15 protein-coding genes are annotated in these 23,757 nt (G+C 65.6%); 6 read left to right on the plus strand and 9 right to left on the minus strand.

Going from position 1 to position 23,757, the window contains the following annotated elements; translation table 11 throughout:
• Positions 1-32 precede the first annotated feature (32 nt).
• The gene (locus EVS81_RS07220; RefSeq protein ID WP_130109781.1) at positions 33-1,130 is read left to right on the plus strand and encodes a hypothetical protein; all 1,098 of its coding nucleotides are present in this window, start codon (positions 33-35) and stop codon (positions 1,128-1,130) included.
• Between the two features lie 200 nt (positions 1,131-1,330).
• Here EVS81_RS07220 and EVS81_RS07225 read toward each other — a convergent pair whose 3' ends face one another.
• The 3 genes from EVS81_RS07225 to EVS81_RS07235 form a co-directional block, all read right to left on the minus strand.
• Positions 1,331-2,575, minus strand: coding sequence for a polysaccharide pyruvyl transferase family protein (locus EVS81_RS07225; RefSeq protein WP_130109782.1), 1,245 nt, complete (start codon positions 2,573-2,575; stop codon positions 1,331-1,333).
• Positions 2,576-2,741: 166 nt separating this feature from the next.
• Positions 2,742-6,581: a CDP-glycerol glycerophosphotransferase family protein gene (locus EVS81_RS07230; RefSeq protein WP_130109783.1), complete on the minus strand. Its 3,840-nt coding sequence runs from the start codon at positions 6,579-6,581 to the stop codon at positions 2,742-2,744.
• The gene (locus EVS81_RS07235; protein WP_165384205.1) at positions 6,578-8,764 is read right to left on the minus strand and encodes a CDP-glycerol glycerophosphotransferase family protein; all 2,187 of its coding nucleotides are present in this window, start codon (positions 8,762-8,764) and stop codon (positions 6,578-6,580) included. The genes EVS81_RS07230 and EVS81_RS07235 overlap by 4 nt, the downstream gene beginning before the upstream one ends.
• A gap of 450 nt (positions 8,765-9,214) precedes the next feature.
• On the opposite strand from EVS81_RS07235, the gene EVS81_RS07240 reads away from it, so the two are divergent.
• Positions 9,215-10,297 (plus strand): LCP family protein, encoded by a 1,083-nt coding sequence (locus tag EVS81_RS07240; protein ID WP_240740026.1) that lies wholly within the window; start codon positions 9,215-9,217, stop codon positions 10,295-10,297.
• 64 nt (positions 10,298-10,361) lie between these two features.
• Here the strand turns inward: EVS81_RS07240 and EVS81_RS07245 are convergent, their stop codons facing one another.
• The 3 genes from EVS81_RS07245 to EVS81_RS07255 form a co-directional block, all read right to left on the minus strand.
• A complete protein-coding gene (locus tag EVS81_RS07245) occupies positions 10,362-10,814 on the minus strand; it encodes an FAD synthase family protein (protein ID WP_130109785.1) in 453 nt (150 codons plus the stop codon).
• 326 nt (positions 10,815-11,140) lie between these two features.
• Positions 11,141-12,610, minus strand: coding sequence for a sugar transferase (locus EVS81_RS07250; RefSeq protein WP_240740027.1), 1,470 nt, complete (start codon positions 12,608-12,610; stop codon positions 11,141-11,143).
• A gap of 191 nt (positions 12,611-12,801) precedes the next feature.
• Positions 12,802-15,441 carry a LuxR family transcriptional regulator gene (locus EVS81_RS07255; protein ID WP_130109787.1) on the minus strand — a complete coding sequence of 880 codons (2,640 nt, stop codon included), beginning with the start codon at positions 15,439-15,441 and terminating at the stop codon, positions 12,802-12,804.
• Between the two features lie 203 nt (positions 15,442-15,644).
• Here EVS81_RS07255 and hemQ point away from each other — a divergent pair, with 203 nt between their 5' ends.
• Entirely contained in the window at positions 15,645-16,475 is an 831-nt protein-coding gene (gene hemQ / locus EVS81_RS07260) for a hydrogen peroxide-dependent heme synthase (RefSeq protein WP_130109788.1), read from the plus strand.
• 2 nt (positions 16,476-16,477) lie between these two features.
• On the opposite strand, the gene EVS81_RS07265 is transcribed toward hemQ, so the two are convergent.
• The 3 genes from EVS81_RS07265 to EVS81_RS07275 all read right to left on the minus strand — a co-directional run bounded on the left by EVS81_RS07265 (position 16,478) and on the right by EVS81_RS07275 (position 18,755).
• On the minus strand, positions 16,478-16,963 hold the full coding sequence (locus EVS81_RS07265) for a cupin domain-containing protein (protein ID WP_130109789.1): 486 nt from the start codon (positions 16,961-16,963) through the stop codon (positions 16,478-16,480).
• Between the two features lie 261 nt (positions 16,964-17,224).
• Positions 17,225-18,205, minus strand: a complete 981-nt coding sequence (ccsB, locus tag EVS81_RS07270) for a c-type cytochrome biogenesis protein CcsB (protein WP_130111342.1) — start codon at positions 18,203-18,205, stop codon at positions 17,225-17,227.
• Positions 18,206-18,356: 151 nt separating this feature from the next.
• Entirely contained in the window at positions 18,357-18,755 is a 399-nt protein-coding gene (locus EVS81_RS07275; RefSeq protein WP_240740028.1) for a hypothetical protein, read from the minus strand.
• Between the two features lie 210 nt (positions 18,756-18,965).
• On the opposite strand from EVS81_RS07275, the gene EVS81_RS07280 reads away from it, so the two are divergent.
• The 3 genes from EVS81_RS07280 to EVS81_RS07295 all read left to right on the plus strand — a co-directional run bounded on the left by EVS81_RS07280 (position 18,966) and on the right by EVS81_RS07295 (position 23,617).
• The gene (locus EVS81_RS07280; RefSeq protein ID WP_130109790.1) at positions 18,966-20,621 is read left to right on the plus strand and encodes an HNH endonuclease signature motif containing protein; all 1,656 of its coding nucleotides are present in this window, start codon (positions 18,966-18,968) and stop codon (positions 20,619-20,621) included.
• A 522-nt stretch (positions 20,622-21,143) separates the two neighbouring features.
• Positions 21,144-22,346: a cation:proton antiporter gene (locus EVS81_RS07285; RefSeq protein WP_130109791.1), complete on the plus strand. Its 1,203-nt coding sequence runs from the start codon at positions 21,144-21,146 to the stop codon at positions 22,344-22,346.
• Between the two features lie 317 nt (positions 22,347-22,663).
• Positions 22,664-23,617, plus strand: a complete 954-nt coding sequence (locus EVS81_RS07295; RefSeq protein ID WP_130109792.1) for an oxygenase MpaB family protein — start codon at positions 22,664-22,666, stop codon at positions 23,615-23,617.
• The last annotated feature ends 140 nt before the right edge of the window (positions 23,618-23,757 follow it).

Genomic DNA, 23,757 nt, shown 5'->3' on the forward strand with positions numbered 1-23,757 from the left:
GCGCGTTGAGAAAGCCAAGCCAAAGGAACACCATGGTCTCCATCCGCACAGACGTCAATACAGATCAGTACACCGCTCGGATGGTGGTAGAAGGACTGCCACAGCCCCCATCCGGCGAAGGGCTGCTCCCCTGGCGGAACGTCCTTGAGTGGACGAGCAACTACCCCCTAGACCAGTCGGGCAGGGCTTGGGTTCAAGCGATGACTCCCATTCTGATGCGAGCCAAAGAAACTGGGGTGTTTGCGGACCCGCAAGACGCAGAGGCTCTATACAACGCTGAGCTTGCAGAGAAGATGATGCACAAATGGTGGAAATGGATGAAAGATGTACGCTTGTCCGCCCGCACTGTTGAGCCTGTGTACCCCGCAGGCAGAGGCGTCGGTTGTTTCTTCTCAGGAGGGGTGGACTCCTTCTACTCCACTCTGACCAACTTTGACAAAATTACTCATTTGATCTTCGTCAAGAGCGGCTTCGACATCTTCCCAGCAAACAAGGAGCTATCGGAAAAGACCTACGCAGCCATGCAACTCGCGGCAGAAGCGTACGGGAAGCCGCTCATCACCGTTGAGACCAATGTTCGAGAAGTCTCAAGTAGGTTCGTTAGGTGGGGTCAGCGATATCATGGTGCGGCACTCGCCACCGTGGGCCAACTGCTCGCGCACCATCTCGAGGAGGTAATCATCCCATCCTCCTACCAGCAGGCCGAAATCGAGCCGTGGGGTTCGCACCCGTCGTTGGACCATCTTTGGTCAAGCAGCTATTTGCGGGTGCGGCACGACTCAGTCCGCCCCAACCGCTCGGAGAAAGTTGAAGCAATCAGCAGCGATCCTGTTGCAATGCAACACCTTCGGGTTTGCTGGCGCAATCCCAATAGCGAGTACAATTGTGGAAAATGCGAGAAGTGCGTGAGAACAATGATCTCATTGTATGCGTTCGGCGCCCTTGAGCGTTGCGCAACCTTTGAGGATCAGATCGACAGAGAGATATTACGTGAGCTCGATGTGCGCTTCGGCCACTTGCCCTACGCAATCGGAAATGTCGAGCTACTGCGCGAGCAAAGAGGTGAAGATGATGAGATCTATCGCCTGCTAAGCGAGCGAGTTGCCGCCGCTCAAGCTGCGAAGCTCTGACCCGCAACAGCACCAGCAGGAATTGCGCGCAGCGACTCTACTGCGCAATGCGCCGGTTGGAGAAGTTTCTCCCAACCGGCGCATTGTGCGTAACTCAGACGACTGCACTCACACCCGAGGCCGAAAAAGGATAGCTTCGGCGGTTGCCGGAAACCCGCCCACCCAGCCCATCCGTTCGGCGTACCGGGCATCCTAGAGCGCTATCGGGTTCGCTCCAGATTCTTTAGCCGAGCCTCATAGGAAATCACCTTTCTACGAAGCTCGGCGATCTTTTCATTCTCCAAAGATTCTTCACACGCCGATACTGCCTGAGGAAATCTTCGATTCGCGAGTTCCGAGAAATACTTCTGCCGATCTGGCTCTTTACCCTTGCTCAGAGTCGTCGAGAAGGAGTTGCTCTCGAGATGATTCACGACCCTATCAATCTGCTCATGGCGCGAGTCGTTGAATTCTGTATAGTCCAACCGGGCCCAAAGGTCGTCCAGTCCCCTAATCGACTCCAACTCTGACGGCAGGATATGAGGTATCCCATGATAGCGAGCGAGCTCCTTCGTCCGCGTGTCATGCGCGATGAGTAGCGCAGGTGTGCCAGCAGAAATCGCTGCGACGGCCCCATGGATACGAGGCCCTAGAGCGGCGTCCTGAGTACGCATAAAGTCAATCCAAGGGCTCGAATCGAGGAAGAACTTCACACGCCCAGGAGCCATATGGCGGTGGGACAAATGCAGAGGTTGCTTTTCGTCTCGAGACAAGGGGTAGACTTCTCGATTCCAAACGAGCATCTCAAGAGACTTCATGTCTTGTGGAACGTATGTGAGGTCTGCACCTGCAGATTCCAAGCGCTCGATGAGACCGCCCATCAAGTCTTTCGATACTTCAACATTGTATGCAAGACGAGACCCAAATTGGCTAGGGCCACTATGGATCTGAAATTCACGACCCATCCTGGATAGAGAGGGGCACCCGATCACTTCTACCTCGTTAAAGCCCAGGGAACGAATGTAAGTAGCGGTTGTTTCACCCCGAACAGTAATTTTGTCGGACTTATCGAGTACAGCTCTGCAGAATGCCGCTACCGCTGGTTTAATCACTTCAAGACCCTTAAACTCCGGGTCGTTAAATTCAACCTGAGCCCCGCCGCTCATCATCGCAAACGGTTTCTTCAACCCTTGGATAAATCTCGTCAGATTCCTCAGTTCCGGTTCGAAGGCGGGCCGGAAGCAATTTGCTAGCGGCACAATCACCCCGTCATACTCCTCGTTGACTCTGGCGGCCAGATCCTTTTCCCTGAATGATGGAATTGCATCAATCGTGGTGCCTTCAACGGCCAACAGCGCGTGTGTAGCCGCTGCGAACATCAGATTTCCGCTGTTATTCCCAATTGTGTTGAGCCGTATCGTTTCTGTCGCAGAAAAGGGTTGCAATGGGTTCTTCGCTGCACGCATTAGGAGCTTCACAAGCACTTCCTCCCGATTGTTTCGGTCTCATGCTGCTTATCTATGACAAACAACATCGTCGCAAGTTGGATACACTTCTCGGCGATTGACTCACATAACGGCAGCCCGAGAGTGCGTCAATTTCAGTTCACTACATGGCAAGGTTCGTCAATCATCAAGCCAACCTCACGACCTCTTGGAAGCGTCGGAGCGCTTTTCGCTGGTGCGCCGAGGAATCAAATCGCCCGCGGGCTGTCCGGTTGTCTGCCAGCAAACGGTTGATGCCCTCGCCCAGGATTGCCGGTTCAGTGCCCAAGTGCGCCCCGTACCCGATGTCCATCGCTTCAAGATTTCCCGGGCAATCTGACGCTCCAATCGGAACCCCCAATGCCATCGCTTCGAACAGCACGATTGGTTGGCCTTCGTGCAGTGAAGGAAGCACAAAGAGCTCAGCACGTTTCATAACTGGGTAAGGATTTCGAAGCTGTCCAAGCATGAACACGGAGCCATCGAGACCCAATGTTGTTACCAGCGCTTCCAGGGAGGGCTGCAGCGGGCCGCTCCCAATGATAAGCAGTTTGGCTCTCGGGTGACGTTGAAGCACCGTTGGCCAAGCACGAATGAGTGCCTCTTGGTTTTTCTCCATGGAGAGTCGTCCGACTGTCACAACGACCGGGCCAGCGCCCCCGAAGAGTTCCTCATGCTCTGGCAGCATCGCGGCAGTCGACTTTTCCAGAACTTCGTCGAATAGCAAGGCATTCGGGACGGCTTGGACACCAGACGCGGGGAGGAGCCCTCTCGGCCCGAGATCAGCCTCATTCTGTTCGGCAAGTTGCTCGGAGACAGAGACCACCTCGTCAAACCACGGATACAGGCGGAACAACGAGCTGAGTTCCGGATACTTGTGCTGCTGTTCATCCCCCATCTGATTGTGCTGCCAGATGAGGTGACTGGTCGATGCATCACCGATCGCGGAGACTAGGCCCGCCCACAGGACCGCATAGCCGTCCCACTCGATGGCGGCATCGATCGGAATGTCGCCGACAACGCGCAAGGCTTCCTTACGCCACGACGCTCGATACTTCTCAAGCATGTCGGGCCCGGGGTCAGATCTACCGGCCTCCACTACTCCACGTAGATAGAACTCTTCCGGCGACATCACCGTGTCCCCGACCCGGCTGATCAGTCGGACGCCATCCGGCAACCGTCGGAATGTCTCCGCGCGATCAGGTTGCTCCCGCAGCACCTTAGGTTCGATGATGAGAAGCACGTTGATGCCCGTCGCGACAAGCTCCGTGAGGATCGCCAGAAGAGCGCTCGCGATGCCGTTGGGGATCAGACTGGCATGGAACACTACCGTCTTTCTCCCGTTCAGTTCTGCTCCGCGTCCGCCATCGCTCAAGAAGAAGTCGAGGCAACGTGCGGAAGCGTATCCGTCCTCATAGGGGCAATACCGTTCAACTGCGGCGTCGTACTCCGTGCGCTCGACCGAGCCACCAGCACGGACGTCGTCAAGGAGCTCAGTGATTGTGGTAGCTACGCCGACCGGCAAGTTGCTCGGCGACAGATAGAGACCTCGATCGCGCTGGTACTCCTCGAGATCGGGGATGTACAGGGTGATTGGGCGACGGGTCACCATGAAGTCGAACTGGATCGAGGAGTAGTCTGTGACGAGGTGGTCAACGGCTGCAAGCAGGTCATTGGTGTCGATATCAGCCGGGACCGAATCCGCTGGCAGCTCGATTCCGCGGACGAGCTGCTCCGTCAATCGATGAGCCCGATAAACGATCTTCACCCCCTCTATGGAGGCAAGCGCCTCGAGCTGTTCCACGAGTGTCGATGCGTCGAATTCATGATCCGAGACTCCGCCTCTCCAGGTCGGAGCCACGAGCACCAGGCGGTCGCCTTGGTCGACACCAAGCCTCTCGCGAATATGTGATCTCAGGGTCTCACCATCACGGACCAGGGCGTCCAACCGTGGAGATCCCACCATGCCCACCGATCCTGGATAAATTCCGTTGAGGTGATGCTCGTCCAGGAGAGCCCATTTTGTGAGTTCATTTGGCGCGAGCAAGTGGGTGGCTTGGATGAAGTTGCGTTCGAGGTTCTCGTACTCAACGAGCCCCTGCCGCATCGAACGCCCAAGCGTTTTCATGGGGGTGCCATGCCACGTGTTGAGATAGCGCTGCGCAGGCTTCCGCGTGAAGTACGGCGGGAATGAGACATTGTTGACCAGCATGCCCGCGGTTGCCAAGCATGCGAGATACTCATCGCTGCCAACGATAACCAACCGAACGCGCGAGCACTCACGAACTACTCTTGGCGCGTCGACGTTGTTCTTCAGCGCCCACACGAATGTCTTCCCCGAGAAGCGTTCGTCACCAAGCATCTGCCGAAACAGTGCCAGAGGGTGGCAGCCCGCAGAGGAACCGTGATTCGATTCGAACAGCACCAGGGAATGATCAACAGGACGGTGATTCCAGAATTCGGCGTAGAGCCTCGTCCGTCTGGACGCGTCAGCAGGCAGGTGTTTCTTCAGCTCGACGCCGTCTGGCATGCGAATGTGTCTTGAATCGAGGAGAACCTGCACAGACTCGTCGTGCAGCCCACTATCAGTCAAGCTACACGCAAGGAGCGTTCGATCCTCGGCGTTGAGATCGAAGCCGCAACCAGCAGCCTTACGCAGCAGAGCTTGTCGCGTGCCCGAATGCTCGAGCCCATGAACCACCTGAGCCAGCGAGATCAGATCGGAGGGAGCCTGGAGAGTTTGAGCCCCATCTACCAGAGCACGCTCCGCCCGATCCGAGAGGTTCAGGGACCAACGGCCGCGGGTGGCATCACGAAAATCCTGTACTGCCACAGTCGCAGCGGGCTGAACGTCGTTCCCGTCAAATTTTCGTACCGACCGAAGCAGCGCCTGATTTGCGAGCTCGGACTCGCCGATCTGGTTCAGGCAAACGCCCAGGCGATACCACCAATGGGACTTGTCCCCCTGCCGAAGCAGCGCAGACTCATACCATCCTATGGCATGTTCGAACTCTCGAAGGCGCTCCCAGGCGTGCCCGCACTTGTATGCCCAATAGGCCGAAGAAGGGCTTTGCTCGAACGCTCGTTCGAAGTAGCCGATGGCTTCAGCCCACTTGTACTCGCGGTCGTAGGTCAACCCAATGCGGTAGAGAAGTTCCGCATTGTGAGGGTCCCCGGACAGCTGTTCCAGGTACTCATGGCGGGCTCTGGACCACATCCCAGCGCGCTGGAAGATTTTCCCGATCCCGATGCTGACCTTATTCGGGAAAAGACGTTCGAGAGCATTCTCGAGAACGATCCGCGCATGTGCGTCCTGACCCGCAAGTTCCAATGACCGCGCGTAGAGCAGCACGTCATTCTCCGCCAGTGGCTTGATCTCACTGATTGCAGCGTAGAGATCGATCGCCTCAGAGTAGAAGTCCATCTGCGCAGCTAGCCGCGCATGCGTCAGGGTCCAGTCTTCATCGCTTTCGAAGCATGTCTGACCCTCACGGTATAGGTCCACCCGAATCCATCTCGGAGCCGCGGAATCCTGCAATCGCTCCAGCTCACGAAAGCACTGTTTCGGGTCGAAGCCAGCTTCCGCCGCTCGCCTGAAGGACACGGCCGCGTTCAGAGCGTCCCCCATGGCCTCGTGGCATCGCGCCTGACGGAACGCTAAGTGCCCGACATTCCCTCCGGCCCCCTCCGACGCCCTGAAGGCTTTGAGCGCCTCGTTGAATCGTCCTGCTTGCTCGAGCACTCTCCCGTGGCGATACCACGTTTCACTATTGGCGCCTTCCCCCGTGACAGCACGAGCGAGCGCTACTTCAGCCCCAGGAAGGCCTGCGTACTCCAAAGATTTTGCCGTCTGCCACCACAGATCCGCATCGTTCGCCGCGGCCTCTGCAGCCCTAGCGAAGTGCTCGGCAGCCTTAGGCCAGTCTTGCTTCCGTCGCGCAAGTCGCGCCAAGGCGACATGCGCGCTCACTACTGGTTGCCGCGTCATTTCAGGTCGTCCTCACAATCCTTCTCGGCCTCTTCTCGGCTGCAGAGCAGCTGAGAAACCGGCTCCGCCGATGCCGAATACAGGAATGCCTTCATCGCTCGGGGAACTGCATTCATCGGTGAAGCATTTCGGACACTGTCCGCCGTGCCCTTGACGTCTCGTACCGCAAACCCTTCCAGCTCCTCCCACATGTCGCCGTACACGCCGCGGAACTCTTCGAACTGCTCCAGGTCTGGCGTGTACAGCACGAAGGGAACATCGATCGCCATCGCGTCGAAGATCACCGATGAGTAGTCGGACACAACTACGTCGCTGATCAGCAGCAGCTCCTGAATCTCGATCGAGCTCGCATCGATACACCGCTCGTTCCCTGTCGACACATGGCTCGACAGATAGCCGTGGTCGTGGAAGATCACCACCCACTCGTCCCCGAGTTCGTCGGCCAGGCGTTCGACGTCGAGCACATAGTCGAAATCGGAATCGTCAGCCGAACGAGCGTAGTTGTAGTCGCGCCAGGTCGGCGCATAGAGCGCGACCTTCCGAGACGGCTCACCACTCATGCCGACCCGCCCTGCAATGTCTTCGCGGAGTGCCGCATTGCCACGTTGCTCGAGCAAGTATTTCACCCGCGGATAGCCGCTATGAATCATGCGCTCGGGATCGAACAGGAACGCGGTCTCGAATTTTTCAGCGGCAATTGGGGAATCCACGACCAGGTAGTCCCAGTTCTGAATGTCCCGGTACTTGACGATCTTGTGGTGTCGGCGGTTCCAGATGATCCGCGGCTCGTGCGAATCGAAGAGCATGCGCTTGAGCGGAGTGCCGTGCCAGAGCTGCACCCAGGTCGAATCGCGATGTTTGCGCACTCGGGGCGGGATCCACGATTCGGCAATCACCACCTGGGAACGCGCGAGTAGCTGATTCGTCTCCAGCAGCTCCGGTTTCACCCGATAGGGTTCGGGCACCCGCTGGTCGTTCGTGACGAAGCTGATGCGCCAACCATCAAACCGCGGGTCGGCGATTACTTCGTCGAACAGGTAGCGCGAGTTGCCTGCATACTTGAAATCGAGCCCGAGAAAACTGATCGTTCTGTCGATGATGGGCTGATCCAGCGCCGCTTCGAGCTCTGCCGCCCATGCACCGCCGCGATCGTTACGCCTCTTCAGCTGCCGCAACTTCCACTTCGCCCGTTTGTACCTCGGCATCACGTGGTTCTTACCTGCCACCAGCGCCTGGAACATCAAGTATCTGCGGCGTTCGAACATCCTCAGACGCACGGCCGTGCGCGTCGGCCGATTCGTTGCGGTACCGTCCGGGATCTCAACCTGCGCCTCATGCAGGATGTCAACGAAGTCCTTGATGTATGCGCGACGGAAGCGACGAGGTATGCGTCGTTCGTAGTACGGACCGATCTTCTTGATGTGATAGGCAGCGAGGTACGCAGCAGCGCGCGGGTTCCGTCGCTCCAACAGCTCGAACGATCGCCGGATCGCATAGATGTGATCACGATAGTGCTTGTCGGTGTCCGTCTGCGAACGCGTACTCGACTCCGGGTGGGGGTCGATGACGTACAACGGAGAGTGCACCATCGATACGCACTCGGCTCGATTCACCACCTGCAGCACGAAGGGATTGTCCTCGTAGATCCTTCCTTCTTCGAACCTGATGCCGTGGCGATTCAGGTACTCGCGGCGATAGAGGTTGCTGACGCTGTAGAAGTTCTCCACGCGAAGCAGCTCATCGCACTCGATTCCCTCGAGCAAGCGCTTATGCCAGAAAGGATCTGCGTTGTAGTAATGGTATCTACCAGTGACTTCGGGTTTCTCGGAGAGCAGCTTCCAGTCGAAGTGCACGAGGTCGGACCGATCCTCATTCGCGCGCTCCGTCGTCACCTGCAGCGTGACCCGCTCGATGAAGTCGTCGGCGTCGACGAACAGCACGTACTCGCCGCGCGCAAGGTCGAGCGCGCGGTTTCGAGCCGCCCCCTGACCGGCGTTGACCTGGTCGATGACGACGACTCTCGGATCGTCAGCCGCGTAGTCCCGAAGGATGTCGAGGCTCGCATCGGTCGAGCCGTCGTTCACCGCGATGAGTTCCAGATCCGGCATGCTCTGCCCGAGCACCGAGTCGATGCAGCGCCGCAGGAACCGCTCGGCGTTGTACACCGGGATGATCACGGTCACCAGAGGAGCGGCTTCGGCAGCCTTCCGCATGTTCGGCACGCACCTCCGGTCCAGTCAGTGCGGGAGCCAGGGCGCCGAGCCGCACCCTAGGATCCTATCCGAAATCTATGCACCGCGTGTCAGTGGCATACGCAGAAGCAGATTTCGCACCCCTCGTGCAGGCCGCTGCGGCAGTCCAGAGTGCGGTACTCGTAACTCCTGCGCCTGGCGACACGACTCAAGAACTTCCTCATGCACTCCATTCATTCAGGGCGGGGTAGCCGGCGGGTATACCGGCGATGAACCGCACCCGAGCACTTCGGGCACCGTCGCCCCTGCGCCCGCCCAGAGCGAACCCCCAAGCTCCGCGGATAACATAGACGCACACAATCTGCGCGCAAGCTCGCCCTTGGCGGTCTCATTACCGCCCCCGCACCGCAGAGAGCGCACGTCATCCCGAGGAGCCACCACGTGACCGATTCCCAGTCGCCGATCGACAAGCTGTTCGACGAGGCTCCTGCCCCTGCCGAACCGGCGCCGAAGAAGAGGCGCCGGGGGCTGCGCAACACGCTCCTCGTGCTCGGCTCGCTCATCGTGCTGCTCGGGATCGCCGCCGGCATCATCTACGCGCTCGTCGCGAACTCGTACAACGAGATCGAACGGGTGAGCGTCGAGCAAGATCCCTCGCTCAAGCGCCCGGCCGTCACGCAGGTCGAGCCCGGCGAGAAGGCCCCCATCAACATCCTTCTGCTCGGATCCGACTCCCGCGAGACCACCGATCCCAGCGCCACGGCCGAGGATCTCAAGGGTTTCCGCAGCGACGCCATCATGGTCGCGCAGGTCTCGCCCGATCGCGAGCACATCACGATGATGTCGATCATGCGCGACAACTGGGTGAGCATTCAGGGCTTCGGAGAGGCCAAGATCAACGCCGCCGTCGCCTACGGCGGCCTGCCCCTCGCCGTGAACACCATCGAGAACTTCATCGGCGCGCGCATCGACCATGTGGCCCTCATCGACTTCGAATCCTTCAAGGGCCTCACCGACGCCGTCGGCGGAGTCACCGTGCAGAACGACATCCCCTTCACCTCGTACCACGGCAAGTTCGACTTCGCGGAGGGCCCCATCACGCTCACGGGCGACGAGGCACTCGGATTCGTGCGCGAGCGCTACTCGTTCTCAGACGGCGACTACCAGCGCGCCCGCAACCAGCAGGCCTACCTCAAGGGCCTCACGAAGGCGCTGCTCAGCCGCGAGACGCTCGGCGACGCGGGCAAGCTCACCGATACGTTCCAGGCCCTCACCCCGTACCTGATCTTCGACGAGGCTCTCGATCTGCCCACTGCGGTACGCCTCGGCTTCGATATGCGCAGCGTGCGCAGCGACGACATCGGGTTCTTCACCAGCCCCACGCTCGGCACTGGCACGTCGGCCGACGGCCAGTCCATCGTGCTGCCGGACTGGGACGAGATGGCCGCCGTGCAAGCCGCGTTCCAAGCCGGCACCCTGCACGAGTACGCGGCGACGCGCGCGCCCGGCTCCGAGCTCCCCTGAGGCGGCGGCAGGCTCACTCGGTGATACAAACGCGGCCTGGCAGCAGCGTGAGAGCGAGACCCGCCTAGCCTGCGGCGCGCGTGCGGCTCGGCTCGGCCGCCGGCTCGAGGCGTTCCAGCGCGCGTCGCAGGGCGGTGCTCGAGGTGTGCGCGGTATAGGGGAAGTAGACGATCTCCACACCCACGCGGGCGAAGCGCCGCTCGAGCAGGCGCCCCTTCTCGGTGCCGCGCCAATCGTCGCCCTTGAAGAAGTGCGTGAAACGCACCTCTTCCCAAACCGAGAGCTTGTCGGGCACCCGCTCGACGTAGACGTCGTCGACGAAGACGATGTGGCGCACGATCTCGGCGCGCTCGGCAGTCGGAATCACCGTCTCGCTGCCCTTCACCGCGCGCAGCATCTCATCGCTCACGACTCCCGCGATGAGCACATCGCAGTGCTGCTTCGCGTGACGCAGCAGGTTGAGATGCCCGACGTGGAACAGGTCGAAGGCTCCCGCTGCGTATCCGATGCGCTTCATGACCCTCCCCGATCCTCGACTGCGACGCTGCTGCCTGTGTCGTCAGCGTAGGTTCGGCCGAAGCGCCGTCGCATCGGCGGGAAGTACGTAATCTCGGCGAGGCGTCTGCGAGGCGCGACGTGCGTCGCCGCGCCTCGGGACGAGGCCCGTACCCCCCGACCCGCCCGCAGTTTCAGGGGAGTCGGCGAGCCAGAGGATACGGGGGCGGTTGGCGGCACAGGCCCGGTGCGCACGGCGCGCGGCGGGGCTCCAGGCCGACGGATTCATCGGGGCGGTGCGCCCCGGACGCGGGCGGAGCGCCGGCGGCGACGGCCTCCGGAACACGGCTAGTACGCTCCTTCGCGCTGCACCATGACGCGGGCGGTGCGCCACATGATCTGGAGGTCGCTCATCAGCGACCAGTTCTCGACGTAGCTCAGATCGAGCCGCACGCTCTCGTCCCAGGAGAGATCGCTGCGACCGCTCACCTGCCACGGGCCGGTGATCCCGGGCTTCACGTAGAGCCTGCGCACGATGCGGCCGTCATAGGCGGTCACCTCGTTCGGCAGCGGCGGCCGCGGGCCGACCACGCTCATGTCGCCGAGCAGCACATTCCAGAACTGGGGCAGCTCGTCGATCGAGAGCTTGCGCAGCACCGCTCCCACCCGGGTCACCCGAGGATCCCGGCGCATCTTGAACAGCAGGCCCGCGCCCTCGTTCTGCTGCTGCAGCTCGGCCAGGCGTTGCTCGGCGTCGACGACCATGGTGCGGAACTTGTACATGGTGAACAGGCGGCCGTCGCGGCCCACCCGTCGCTGGGCGAAGAAGACGGGGCCGGGAGAGTCGAGCTTGATGGCCAGCGCGAGCACCGGCGCGATCACCGCGATGCAGGCGAGCGCCAGCGCGGAGACCGTGATGTCGAGGCCGCGCTTCAGCAGGTAGTAGCCGCCCTCGTACGAGGGGATCCGGATCTGCAGCATCGGCAGCCCCTCCACGGGGCGGAACGAGATGCGCGGCCCGACCACGTCGGTGAGCTGATTCGAGAGCACCAGGTTGGCCGCGGTGCCCTCGAGCTGCCAGCTGAGCTCGCGCACGAACGACGAGTCGTTCTCGGGCCGGCTGGCGATGACGATCGTGTCGGCGCCGATTCGCGACGCGATGTCGGCGACCCGTTCGACCGGCCCGCGCACCGGGTACCGGCGGTCGTCGACCACGACGGGGGCGCGGTCGCCGCTGAGCAGCGCAGCGCCCACCACGTGGAATCCGTGCTCCTTCGCCTGCAGCGTGCGGATCACGTACTCGACGTCGGCGCGGTCGCCGGCGACCAGGGTGCGCGAGGTGTAGCGGCCCGAAGCGCGGCGATCTCGCAACCAGTGGCGCCAACGCCACCGGGTGGTGAGCAGCGCCACGAGCCCGATCGGCAGGGCCGCGAAGATGAGCACGCGGTCGCCGCTCCAGTCGAGCAGGAGCACGAGGATCGCGATCGCCCCGAATGCGAGGACGGTCGCGTTGGCGACGCGCTGGTACTCCGAGGTGCCGGATCCCAGGCACTGCATGTCGCGGCTGTGCATGCCCGACAGGAGCAGCAGCCAGAGCGCCACGAGCATCGCGCCGGTCGCGGGTGTGGTGCTCACCACCCCGGAGAGGAGCTGCTGCAGGAGCACGCCGAGGCCCACGGTCACGAGGATCACCGCCAGATCCGAGACCCGCAGGCACCAGCGGAAGCGCCGCTCCCAGCGGCGCCGCCTCTCGAGGGTCGGGGTGCACCGTGGCGACACCGCGATCGGTCCGGTGAACGTCTCGGACGCAACCTCCATCAACATGCCAACTCCCCTATGAGCCGTCGAACGTCATCGTGACTTGTTGACGTCGATGCTAGGAACGCGGCGCGGGCACCCGCGCAAGGATACGCAAGCGCTACGCAGCCCGCCCGCGCACCCCCATCGCACGCGGATGCCCCCGCCGTTCGACGGGGGCATCCGATGGTGCCGCTACGTATTCGGCGGGGCTATCCGAGGCTGTGCTCGCGCCGGAACCACTGGCGCAGCTCGTCGCGCCCGCCCACGTGGAGCTTCGTGAACACGTGCCGCAGGTGGGTGTCGACCGTGCGCACCGAGAGGTGGAACTGCTCGGCGATCCACCGGCTCGAGTACCCGAGCGCCGCGAACATGGCGATCTCGCGTTCGCGCGCGGAGAGGGCCTCGGTGAGCGGCAGCGGCACCCACAGGCCGAACTCCGTCAGCGTTCTCGCCGGGGGCGTGTCCCAGGCCGAGTGCCCGTCGAACAGCTCTTCGCAGTGCGCCAGGAGCACGGCCGACATCGGCAGCTGCACGCTGCCGGCGAGCGTCTGGATGCGCGCGCGGTAGATGGTCGCCTCATCGGGCGACTCCACGGCCAGCAGGTGGAGGGCCTGGAGCTCGATCCCGTCGAGCTGCTCGGCCCGCGCCCAGGCCGCGAGCCGCAGGCCGAGGGCGGCCGTGCCCACGTCGGCGTTCCACTGCCGAGCCCGCAGGGTCATGAGACGCGCGTACCCGGCGACCATCTGCGAGAGGCCCAGCTGCCTCGTCTCGGCCTGTCGGATCGCGCGGCGGCTCGCCTCCTTCTCGCCCAGGGCGGCGAGCGCCAGCGCCAGCGCCGCGTTCGCCAGCCCGGTGAGCCCGTAGCGGTCGGATTCGGCCAGCCGGGCCTTGAGACGCTCCGCCCGCTGCGCGGCCAGCCGCCACTTGCCGTCTGCGAGCGCGATCAGCACCGAGCACGTCTCGACCAGCCCCGAGAAGTGGACGTCGGCGAACGACTCGGCCGCGAACTCCCCGAGCGTGTGCCTCGCCTCCTCGATCGAACCGCACGACCAGGATCCGATGAAGCTGCAGAATCGCAGCAGTTTGGCGTTGTCGAGCTGCTGCTCTCCGATCGCGGCGATCGCGGCCGAGTGATCGGCGAGACGGATCGCCGCCTCCGAGCGTCCCTGCTGGCTCAGGATGAGGGCCGACACGGCCCGGGCGCGCGTGCGCTCCCACTCGACCGGCATGCTGCCGATCTCGTCGACCTGCGGCGCGCGCTCCAGCGCCTGACGCAGCTGACCGGTGCTCGCGAGCAGCTGCACGCGCGCGCTCAGGATGGCCTCGCGGATCGGGCCGTCGGAGTCGGCGAACTCGCGCTCGAGCTCGTCGAGGACGCTCGCGGCCTCGCTCGGATCCTCCCGGTCCATGACGCAGTGCTCCACGAGCGCGAGCTGCAATCGCACGCGCTCCGTCGCGGGCGACGCGGCTGAGCGCCGGAGTCGCCCGACGGCCTCGCGCACGTGCTCGAGCCCTTCGTCGAGGCGCGCGCGATCCCCCATCATCCGCGCGATGCGCACCGCCTGCAGCGCTGCAGACGCCAGCTGCGAGGTGGAGGCGTCGGGGTGCGCGGCAAGGGCGAGGGCGATGCGCAACCGACGGCCCGGATCCGCGCCGTCGCTCAGGCCCTCGAGCGCTTCCGAGAGCCACGAGAGCGGCAGGTTGCGGTGCGCGTCGAGCCCCATCTCCACCGCTCGCAGCAGCAGGCTGGGGGCGCGATAGGGGCCGCCGTCGCCGAGTTCCTGCTGCAGTGCGGAGAAGAGCTGCTCGCTCACCTCGACGACCCGCGACGGCGACATCTGCTCGCGCACCGCGGCAGCGAGCATCTGATGCCGCAGGCTGAGGGTGAAGTTTCCGTTCGGGGTCGATCCGAGCGCGAGGATCCCCCGCTCCTGCAGCCCGGCGACGTGCTCGGGATCGAGCAGCTCGACGAAGGTGCTCTCGAACATCGGCTCGACGTTCGCGACGAGTTCGAGCGTGCGCAGCTCCTCCGGAGAGCAGGTCTCGCGCAGGAAGTCGCCGAACTCGGACGGAACCGCCACGGCGCCCGGCAGCTCGTAGGCCACGCCGCGGTGCCGGCCGATGAGGCCCTGGCGATCGAGGGCGAGCACGAGGAGCGTGAGCGAGAGCGAATTGCCCTCGGTGAGCCGGTACCAGCGTCGCAGCGTCTCGAGCTCGACGAGCTCGACGCCGAGCAGGCGCTCGACGAACCGGCGGCACTCCTCCACGGTGAGGGGCGGCACCGTGATCGTGTGCACGCGCGGATCGCGCGCCACGTGCGCGGCTGCGCCGCTCAGCCGGCGGGCGGTGCCCACGACCCGGCTGCGCCGGGAGCGCACCAGGCGGTCGAGCATCAGAGTCGCCTCGGTCGAGTACTGGTCGAGCCCCTGGGCCACGATCAACGGCGCGCCGCGCTGGGCCTCCCGATCGACGGCCTCCATGAGACGCGCACCGATCGGGTCGGCCTCGGCTGCCGAGATCCGGCTTCCGCTGTCGGGCGGCGCGGCGGGGAAGCGGCGCCCCAGGTGGCCCGCGATCCCGGTCATCGGATCCGTCGGCGGGATCAACGAGATCATGGCCACCCGCTCGCCGAGACGCTCCGAGAGCGCCGTCGCGGCCTCCTGCACGAGGCGGTTCTTCCCGGTGCCCGCGCCGCCGATCAGCAGCGAGACGCTGCCCGGCGCGATGAGCGTCTCCACGACCGCCTCCAGGCGCTCGGGGGTGCTGCTCTCCGTCACCGCGGAGGCCACCGCGGCCGGTGACGCTGTCGTAGTGCCGCACTCTTCAAGCTGCAACGTGAACGTTTCCATCACTGACTCCCTCAGGGACGTCAGCCAGCTCCCCTACTGCCTGAAAGTCCATTCAGAGTAGGTCTCGAAAACGCGGCGTCGGCGGCAACGCTACGCGATTCGCACGTACGCAAGTCTGCCCCCGATCCCGCGCCGCGTCAAGAGCGCGGCGCGCATGCGCGGCACTCCTTGCGCGAGCCCGGGAGACGGAGCACGATGAGAGTATGAGCATTCCCGACCCCGCCGACGCCCGCCCCGAGTTTGGATTGCCCGATCCCGGGGTGTCCGATCCCGAGTCGTCCGATCCCGAGTCGTCCGTGACCGGGTCGTCCGATCCCGGGTCGTCCGTGACCGGGTCGTCCGATCCCGGCGCGGAGTCCCCCGCCGAGGCATTCACGCTGTTCGCGGTGTTCCGCCTCAGTTCGTCGCATCCCCTCGTCATCGACGGACGAGATGTGCCGGGCTCGGTGCGCGAACTCGAAGATGTGGCCGAGCTGATCGAGAACGAGGGCGTCGCGCTGCGGGGCTGGTACGACGTGAGCGGCATGCGTTCGGACGCCGACCTGATGGTGTGGCTGCACGGCGCCGCCGCCGAAGACCTGCAGTGGGCGCTGCGCGAGCTGCGCCGCACGAGTCTGCTGCGGCCCCTCATCCGCACCTGGAGCGCCATGGGTGTGCACCGCGACGCCGAGTTCAACCGCAGTCACGTGCCGGGCTTCATGCGCGACGAGCCCGCCCGCCAGTGGCTCGCCGTCTACCCCTTCGTGCGATCGACCGACTGGTACCTCATCGACCCCGCTGAGCGGGGCCGCATGCTCGCTGAGCACGGGCGGGCGGGCGCGGCACACACCGGCGTCGTCGCCAACACGGTCTCCGCCTTCGCGCTCGGCGACTACGAGTGGTTGCTGCCGATGGAGGCCGACGAGCTCACCGAGCTGGTCGACATGATGCGGGATCTGCGCGCGGTCGATGCCCGCCGCTACGTCTCGGCCGAGACCCCGTTCTACACCGGGCGCCTCATCGAGCCGGCGGAGATCGTCGAGGTGCTGCAGTAGGGCTACAGCTCTCCTCCGCGTTCGCTGCGGGAGCGGTAGTCGGGCGACAGCGACAGCGCGCTGAAGCGGAAGGGACGGTCCACTCGGTTGAAGCCGAGCGGGCAGTGCACGATGCCCGCGGGGATGTACACCGATCCCGACGTGGTGATGATGTGCCGCTCGCCCTCGATCTCAATGGAGATCTCGGCCCCCAGATCCTCGGGATTGTCGGGATCGCCACCCGTCCAGATCAGCACCTCGTCGTAGTCGTGCACGTGCGGCTCGACCCAGTGGCGCGGCTCGTCCGTCTCATGCACCCAGATGTGCGTCATGTTGATCCGGCTCTCGGGGATCAGGTTCGGGGGCACCAACCAGTGCCCCTCGCCCAGGTTGTCGGGCAGCTCGAGGCCCGCTCGCTCGCCCTCGTTGTCGAAGTCGCCCGCGCAGCTGGGCATGTGCCGCACGAACAGGTGCTCGTATCGGCTCTCGCTCTCGGTGCTGTCCGACATGGTCGCCTCCGCTCTGAGTCGCGGCGCGTCACCGCGATGTCAACGAGCGTAGACGCAAAGCTCTTGCGAGGCAACCCGATTCGGCTGGGACGGATCGCCTGCGCCGCCCGAGCCGGCCGGATCTCCTGCGCCGCCCGAGCCGGCCGAGCCGCCCGGCTCACCCGCGCCGCCCGAGCTCACAGGCACGAGTAGGCGCGCACCCGGGCTTGCTGCAACGAGTAGGCGTGCACCCGGGCTTGCTGCAGCCTAGAGCACGCGAGCTCACAGGCCCGAGTAGGCGTGCAGTCCCTTGAAGAAGACGTTGACGATCGTGAAGTTGAAGATGACCGCCGAGTAGGCGATGACGTTGAGCCAGGCCGACCGCGCCCCGCGCCATCCGCGCGTCGCCCGCGCGTGGATGAAGCCGGCGTAGAGCACCCAGATCACGAAGGTCCAGACCTCCTTGGTGTCCCAGCCCCAGTAGCGACTCCAGGCGCGCTCCGCCCAGATCGATCCCGCAATCAGCGTGAACGTCCAGAAGACGAAGCCGATGATGGCGAGGCGGTAGGCGAGATCCTCGAGGCGCACCGCGCGCGGGAAGCTCACCAGGAAGCCCAGTCCGCCCGGCTCGCCGGCGGCGATCCTCGCCTCTCGCCGCGTCTGCATGAGCTGCAGCACGGAGAGCCCGAACGACAGCGTCAGGAAGCCCACCGCGAGCACCGCGACGAGAATGTGGATGACCAGCCAGTACGAGTCGAGGGCCGGCTGGAGCGGCACGATCTCGACATAGAAGTTGATCTTGGTGAGCCCCAGGAACAGCACGGTGAGACCGGTGATCAGGGCACCCAGGAAGCGCAGATCGACGAAGAACTGCACGAGCAGGAAGATGAGCACGATCGCGCAGGTGGCGGTGAGCGCGAACTCGTACATGTTGGCCCACGGCACGCGCTCGGCGCCGATCCCTCGCAGCACGGTGGCGGCGAGGTGCAGCGCGAAGGCCAGCACGGTGAGGGAGAACCCGATGCGCAGCGCGCGGGATCGGGGTTGCCGTGCTTCGCCCCCTGTGCGACCCGTCGACCGCGCGGCCGTGCGCACGAGGGTGGCAGTGCCGCCTCCGGCCGCGGCGCGCGCGCCCGGCTCGACGGCCCGCGCGCTCGACTCGACGGCGGCCGAATCGGCCTCGCGTCGCGCAACCGCGGCGTCACCGCTGCGATTCGCGAGATCGACGACGTAGAAGACGAACGCGATCGCGTACACGATCATCGCCGAATAGAGGGCGATCGTCGAGAAATGTTCCAGCTCGCTCACAGTTGTTCAGCGTATCGCGGCAGCCTGGGAAGTCTCCCCGGGAGCGCGGGGTGCCGGAGCGTGGCGGGCGCCGGGAGGGGCGAGGGCACGACGCCGGCGGGTAAGGCTAGGGCCGCTCGGAGACCTCTACCGCGAACTCGAGCGGCTGGATCCCGCCCTGCTCGTTGGTGAGGGTGACCTCAGTGCTCCCCGGGGCGAGGGCGGTCACGCCGGGATTGAACTCTGCGCTGCCGTCGCTGCGGCCGGGCACGAACTCGGCCACGGCGGGATCCGCCACTTCTCCCGCATAGCTGTCGACTGAGAGGCTGCCGGTGTCGATGTTGAGCACCTGCCCTGCGAGCAGCTCGACCGTGGCGCCCTGCAGCTCATCGGCACTCATGGTCACCGGCGCGATCACGTCGCCGCCGATGGGATCGTCGGCGGCCTGGCCGCCGCACCCGGTGAGCATCAGCGACAGCGCGACGATCGCGGCCGCTCCATAGGCGGCTCGAGTATTCATCCCCATGCGCACAGTCTGGCATCGGCGCGCCCGAACCCCAAGAGTTTCTTCGGCAGAGGCCCCGGTCCGCGTCGGTGCGCACCGCCGTTCGATGTGCGATCAGCCGAGTTCTCGGAACGAAGAGACCGATGATGCTTCGCCCACAACCGCCCAAAATCAGCAAAACTCGTAGAGTTATCCCTAGGTGTTTTCCCTGTTCACATGAGAAAATTGAGCATGTCCTTCTTCTCCGACATCTCCGCCAACGTCGCGGCGATCCGCGCCCTGACCGGCGAGGTATCGGATGTCGCGCTGCTGCCGACTGCGGCGGCTCGCCTGGACGATGCCGGAGCCGTGCAGCTGCTCGAACTGGCGTCGGCGGTGGGGCAGATGGCCGAGCGGCTGCGAGTCGCGGCTGCGGGAGTCGTCGCGATCCGCTCCTCCCGCGCTGCGGGACACGCCGGGCTCGCTCAATCGCAGGGCCATCGGAGCGCAGTGACGCTCGTGCAGCACGTCACCGGCATGAGCCGGGGCGAGGCCGCGAAGCAAGTGAGAGTCGGAGAATCACTGTACGACACAGCCGCTGCCGAGACGCTCACCCCGAGCATCGGCGTCCCTGTCGACAGCGCGGGCAGCGCCGAGAGCCTCCCGGCAGACGCGGCGGATGCGGGGATCGGCGACGCGGGTGCCGGCGACGCGGGTGCCGGTGACGCAGGTGCCGGTGACGCAGGTGCCGGTGACGCAGGTGTCGGCGACGCAGGTGTCGGCGACGCAGCCCGCGCGACCGAGACCGGCGCTGATCCGATCGCGGCGAGTCCTTGGCACGCACCCCTCGGGTCGGCCCTGCTCAACGGAGCGATCACGGCTGCGCAGCACGACGCCATCTTGCGAGGGCTCGGGCAACCGCCGCAGCGCGACTGCCCGAGAGAGACCTCGGGTTTCGCGGCGGCCTGGTCCGTGGCTGCCGAACAGCTGATCGAGGAGACGCCCCGGCGCACGGTCGAGGAGCTGGGAAAGGCGGCGCGATACCTGCGCGACCAGCTCGACCCCGAGGGCGCCGAAGAACGCTACCTGGCGCGATACGAAGCGCGGTCGTTCCGCATGTGGGCCGACGCGGATGGCCGTCTCCGCGCGAGCGTCACGTTCGACGATTTCTCGGGCGCGTGGGTGCGGTCGGCATTCGACGCCGCACTGCGCCCGCGGCGAGGCGGCCCGCGATTCGTGAATCCCGCCGAGCAGGAGAAAGCCGCCGCCCTCACCTCGGATCCGCGCTCGAACGAACAACTCGCCTTCGACCTGCTGGTCGATCTGCTGCGGGCCGGCAGCCTCGCCGACGCCGAAACGGTGTACGGGACCCGGCAAGCCGGGGTGCGCCTGGTGCAAGTAGTGCGGGAAGCCGACGACGCTGCGCCCGTGACCTCCGGGCCCGCGCACACCGAGGACGGGGTGCTCGCCCTGCCGTCATGGGTGGCGCAGCAGCAGGCGTGCACCGTCGGCACCGTGCAGGCGTCGCTGAGTCGCGACGGCAACCCGCTCTACCTGGGCCGCAGCGTCCGGTTGTTCACGCCGGCGCAACGGATCGCGCTCGCCATCCGAGACGGCGGGTGCCGATGGAGCGAGTGCGATCGCCCCGCGTCCTACTGCGAAGCACACCACATCGACTCCTGGGCGAGCCAGGGCGGGCGCACGGATATCGATCGAGGGATCCTGCTGTGCGCCTTCCATCACATGCAGCTGCACAACGGCGGGTGGCGCATCACGCGAGCCGAGACCGAAGACTTCGTCCTCCACGACCCCGGCGGCGGAAGCACACCTCTGCCACCGCGCATCGAACTCAGATTCGCCTGGGCAGGCATCGACCCACCGCCACGGCGGTTCACACTCGCCGCGTAACACGAGGGGAGAAGTGCGCCTGGGCACGGGCCCGATGCGCACAGAGGGCCATCGCGACGCGCACTCGGGGCGCGAACGCGACGCGCACGGGGCCACCATCGCGACGCTCACCCAGGGCGCGAACGCGACGCGCACGGGGCCACCATCGCGACGCGCACCCAGGGCGCGAACGCGACGCGCACGGGGCCACCATCGCGACGCGCACCCAGGGCGCGAACACGACGCGCACCCAACACCATCGCGACGCTCACCCAGGGCGCGAACACGACGCGCACCCAACACCATCGCGACGCTCACCCAGGGCGCGAACGCGACGCGCGCGGGGCCACCATCGCGACGCGCGCGGGGCCACCATCGCGACGCTCACCAGACACCGCAGCGAGGCGCACCGGGCACGATAGCCGCTCACCGGGGTACACAGCCGAAGATCCACGCGCAGAGCCGCGCATCGGCGCAGCACCGGGCGGGTAGCATAGTGCAACGCGAACGCCGCTCCGTTCCCGCCCCGAGAGGAACCCGACCGTGACCGACGCCGAGCTCACCGTACTGCTGGTTCCCCTCGTGGCCGTCGTGGCCCCGCTCCTCGCCGCGCTCGTGCGTCGAGCCCTCGTGGTGCCGCTCGTCGTCTTCGAGATCGCTCTCGGCATGCTCATCGGCCCCTCGGGTCTCGGGTGGGTACAAGACGGCGCGATGCTCGACGCCCTCTCACAGTTCGGCCTGGCGGCCCTGTTCTTCATGGCCGGCAATGAGATCGATCCGGGATCGCTGCGCGGGGCATCGGGTCGGCGCGCGCTCGGCTGGTGGGGGCTCTCGGCGGTGCTCGCCCTCGGGGCGGGCCTGCTGCTCGGCGACGACCCCGCTGCCGTAATCATCATCGCAGTGGCGCTCACCGGCACCGCGCTCGGCACCATCATGCCCATGCTGCGCGACGCGGGACTCTCGCGCACCCCGCTCGGCCGCACCATCGGTACAGCCGGGGCCGTCGGGGAGTTCGCGCCGCTCGTCGCGATCTCAGTCTTCCTCAGCGGCAGGCAGCCGCTCGCGGGCACGATCGTACTGCTGCTGTTCATCGCCATCGCCGCGGCCGCGTTCTGGCTCGCGAGCCACGGCCCGCACCACTGGTTGCGGCGCATGGTCACGCTGACCCTGCACACGAGCGGTCAGTTCGCCGTGCGCTTCGTGCTCCTGCTGCTCGCGGCACTCGTCTCACTGGCCGTGGCGCTGGGCGTCGACTTCCTGCTCGGTGCCTTCACCGCCGGCATGCTCGCCCGCGTGGTGCTGCGCGGCGGCGATCCCGAAGAGATGCGGGTCATCGAGGCCAAGCTCGACTCAGTGGCCTTCGGACTGCTGGTGCCGATCTTCTTCGTCGCCACGGGCGTGGGCTTTCCCCTGGCGGCGCTCCTCGCGAGCCCCGAGAGCCTCACCCTCGTTCCACTCCTCGCGGTGATCATGCTGGTGGTGCGCGGCGTGCCCGGCTGGCTCGGGGCGGGCCGCGGAGCCCCACCCGGCGACCGCCGCACAGTCGCCCTGTTCACCGCCACCACACTGCCGCTCGTCATCGCCGTGACCGACATCGGCGCCGACGCCGGCGTGCTGGACGAGACCACCGCCGCCGCGATGGTGGGGGCGGCGATGCTCACCGTGCTGCTCTTCCCGATGCTCGCGCTGGTGGGACGGCCGTCCCGCCCGGCGACGCAGGAACCGCTGGCCGAGGCCCACGAATAGTCGGGGTTCCGCGTCGCGATCCACCGCCGAGCAGGCCGGCGTGCCGACGTGCGGGCGTGCGGGCGTGCCGACGTGCGGGCGTGCCGACGTGCCGGCGTGCCGACGTGCCGGCGTGCCGACGTGCCGGCGTGCCGACGTGCGGGCGTGCCGACGTGCCGAACCGCCGCCTTGCCGTGCTATCGAACCGCCGCCTTGCCGAATCACCGACCCGCCCGTCCGCCGATCCCCCGCGATACCGAACTGCAACCAGTATTGGACATCATCCACATTTCCTGACAAGATCAGAAGCAATTGTGCGGTGAGAAACGGGGAGACGCATGAGCACCACTGAGATCGAAGGCAGCGCGGCTTCCGCAGACGTCGCCGCCGCACCCCACCCGGGCGGCTGCCCAGTGGCGCACCGCGGATCCGGCGCACCGGCGATAGCGGGCCCCACCGACACGCTGCGGGCCGACGACGGGTACTTCGGCCCCGGCAGCGTGAGCTGGCGGCTCTTCGCCGACCCGAGCTCCAAGCTCGGCGGCGTGGCCGCGATCCTGCTGCAGTCGCTGAATCCGATGATGATGCGGGTCTTCGACGGCACCAGCGGCTACGCCACCGACATCGAGGGTCGCGGCGAGCGCACCGGCCGCTACATCGACACCACGATCTACGGCGACCGGGCTCACGCCGACGCCGCGGGCGCCGCCGTGCAGCGCCTGCACGCGGCCAGCGTCTGGACCGACCCGCGCACCGGCGAGGAACTGCGCGCCGACACCGAGGAGTGGCTCGCCTGGACGCACAACAGCATCGTCTACGGAGTGCTGCGCGCCGCCGACGCCTTCGGCCCGCTGCTCACGGTGGCCGAGCAGGACCGCTTCGTCGTCGAGCAGCACGAGGCCGCCCGCATCGTCGGCATCACCGACCGCGCGCTGCTCCCGGCAACCCGCGCCGAACTCGACCGCTACGTCGACGACAACAAGGACTGGATGGCGCTCACCCTGCCCGCGGCCGAGATCTCTCGCAATCTGCGCAAGCCCGCACTCCGCGGCAATCCGCTCAAGGTGTGGGCGGGAGTCAACATCCAGGACGGGATCCTCTCCCTGCTGCCGGACTGGGCGCTGCTGCTGTTCGGGATCGACGGCCGTCCCATGAACCTGCGCGCGGCGGCCCGCGTCACCCGCCGTTTCGTGGAGCGGGCGCGCTCGGGGCGCAGTTCGGAGGACCTGATCGCCGAGGTCGCCGAGCGTGTGCAGACCCACCCCTATCGCCGGGTGCGGCGAGCACGCTGAGTACAAGCGAGCCGCCGAGCGCACACCGACCGCCGAGCACACACCGACCACCGAGCACACACCGACCACCGAGCACACACCGACCGCCGAGCGCGAGGGTCCGCCGGCCCCACCGCCCGGCGTCGGTGGCCCGCCCTACA

The sequence above is a fragment of the Leucobacter triazinivorans genome (assembly GCF_004208635.1).
Taxonomy (GTDB): domain Bacteria; phylum Actinomycetota; class Actinomycetes; order Actinomycetales; family Microbacteriaceae; genus Leucobacter; species Leucobacter triazinivorans.

Bases quoted from the DNA above. Each gene is read 5' to 3' on its own strand.
- EVS81_RS07220 (WP_130109781.1), top strand. From the start codon at position 33: ATGGTCTCCATCCGCACAGACGTCAATACAGATCAGTACACCGCTCGG.
- EVS81_RS07225 (WP_130109782.1), bottom strand. From the start codon at position 2,575: ATGCGTGCAGCGAAGAACCCATTGCAACCCTTTTCTGCGACAGAAACG.
- EVS81_RS07230 (WP_130109783.1), bottom strand. From the start codon at position 6,581: ATGACGCGGCAACCAGTAGTGAGCGCGCATGTCGCCTTGGCGCGACTT.
- EVS81_RS07245 (WP_130109785.1), bottom strand. From the start codon at position 10,814: ATGAAGCGCATCGGATACGCAGCGGGAGCCTTCGACCTGTTCCACGTC.
- EVS81_RS07250 (WP_240740027.1), bottom strand. From the start codon at position 12,610: ATGGAGGTTGCGTCCGAGACGTTCACCGGACCGATCGCGGTGTCGCCA.
- EVS81_RS07255 (WP_130109787.1), bottom strand. From the start codon at position 15,441: ATGGAAACGTTCACGTTGCAGCTTGAAGAGTGCGGCACTACGACAGCG.
- hemQ (WP_130109788.1), top strand. From the start codon at position 15,645: ATGAGCATTCCCGACCCCGCCGACGCCCGCCCCGAGTTTGGATTGCCC.
- EVS81_RS07265 (WP_130109789.1), bottom strand. From the start codon at position 16,963: ATGTCGGACAGCACCGAGAGCGAGAGCCGATACGAGCACCTGTTCGTG.
- ccsB (WP_130111342.1), bottom strand. From the start codon at position 18,205: ATGATCGTGTACGCGATCGCGTTCGTCTTCTACGTCGTCGATCTCGCG.
- EVS81_RS07275 (WP_240740028.1), bottom strand. From the start codon at position 18,755: ATGGGGATGAATACTCGAGCCGCCTATGGAGCGGCCGCGATCGTCGCG.
- EVS81_RS07280 (WP_130109790.1), top strand. From the start codon at position 18,966: ATGTCCTTCTTCTCCGACATCTCCGCCAACGTCGCGGCGATCCGCGCC.
- EVS81_RS07295 (WP_130109792.1), top strand. From the start codon at position 22,664: ATGAGCACCACTGAGATCGAAGGCAGCGCGGCTTCCGCAGACGTCGCC.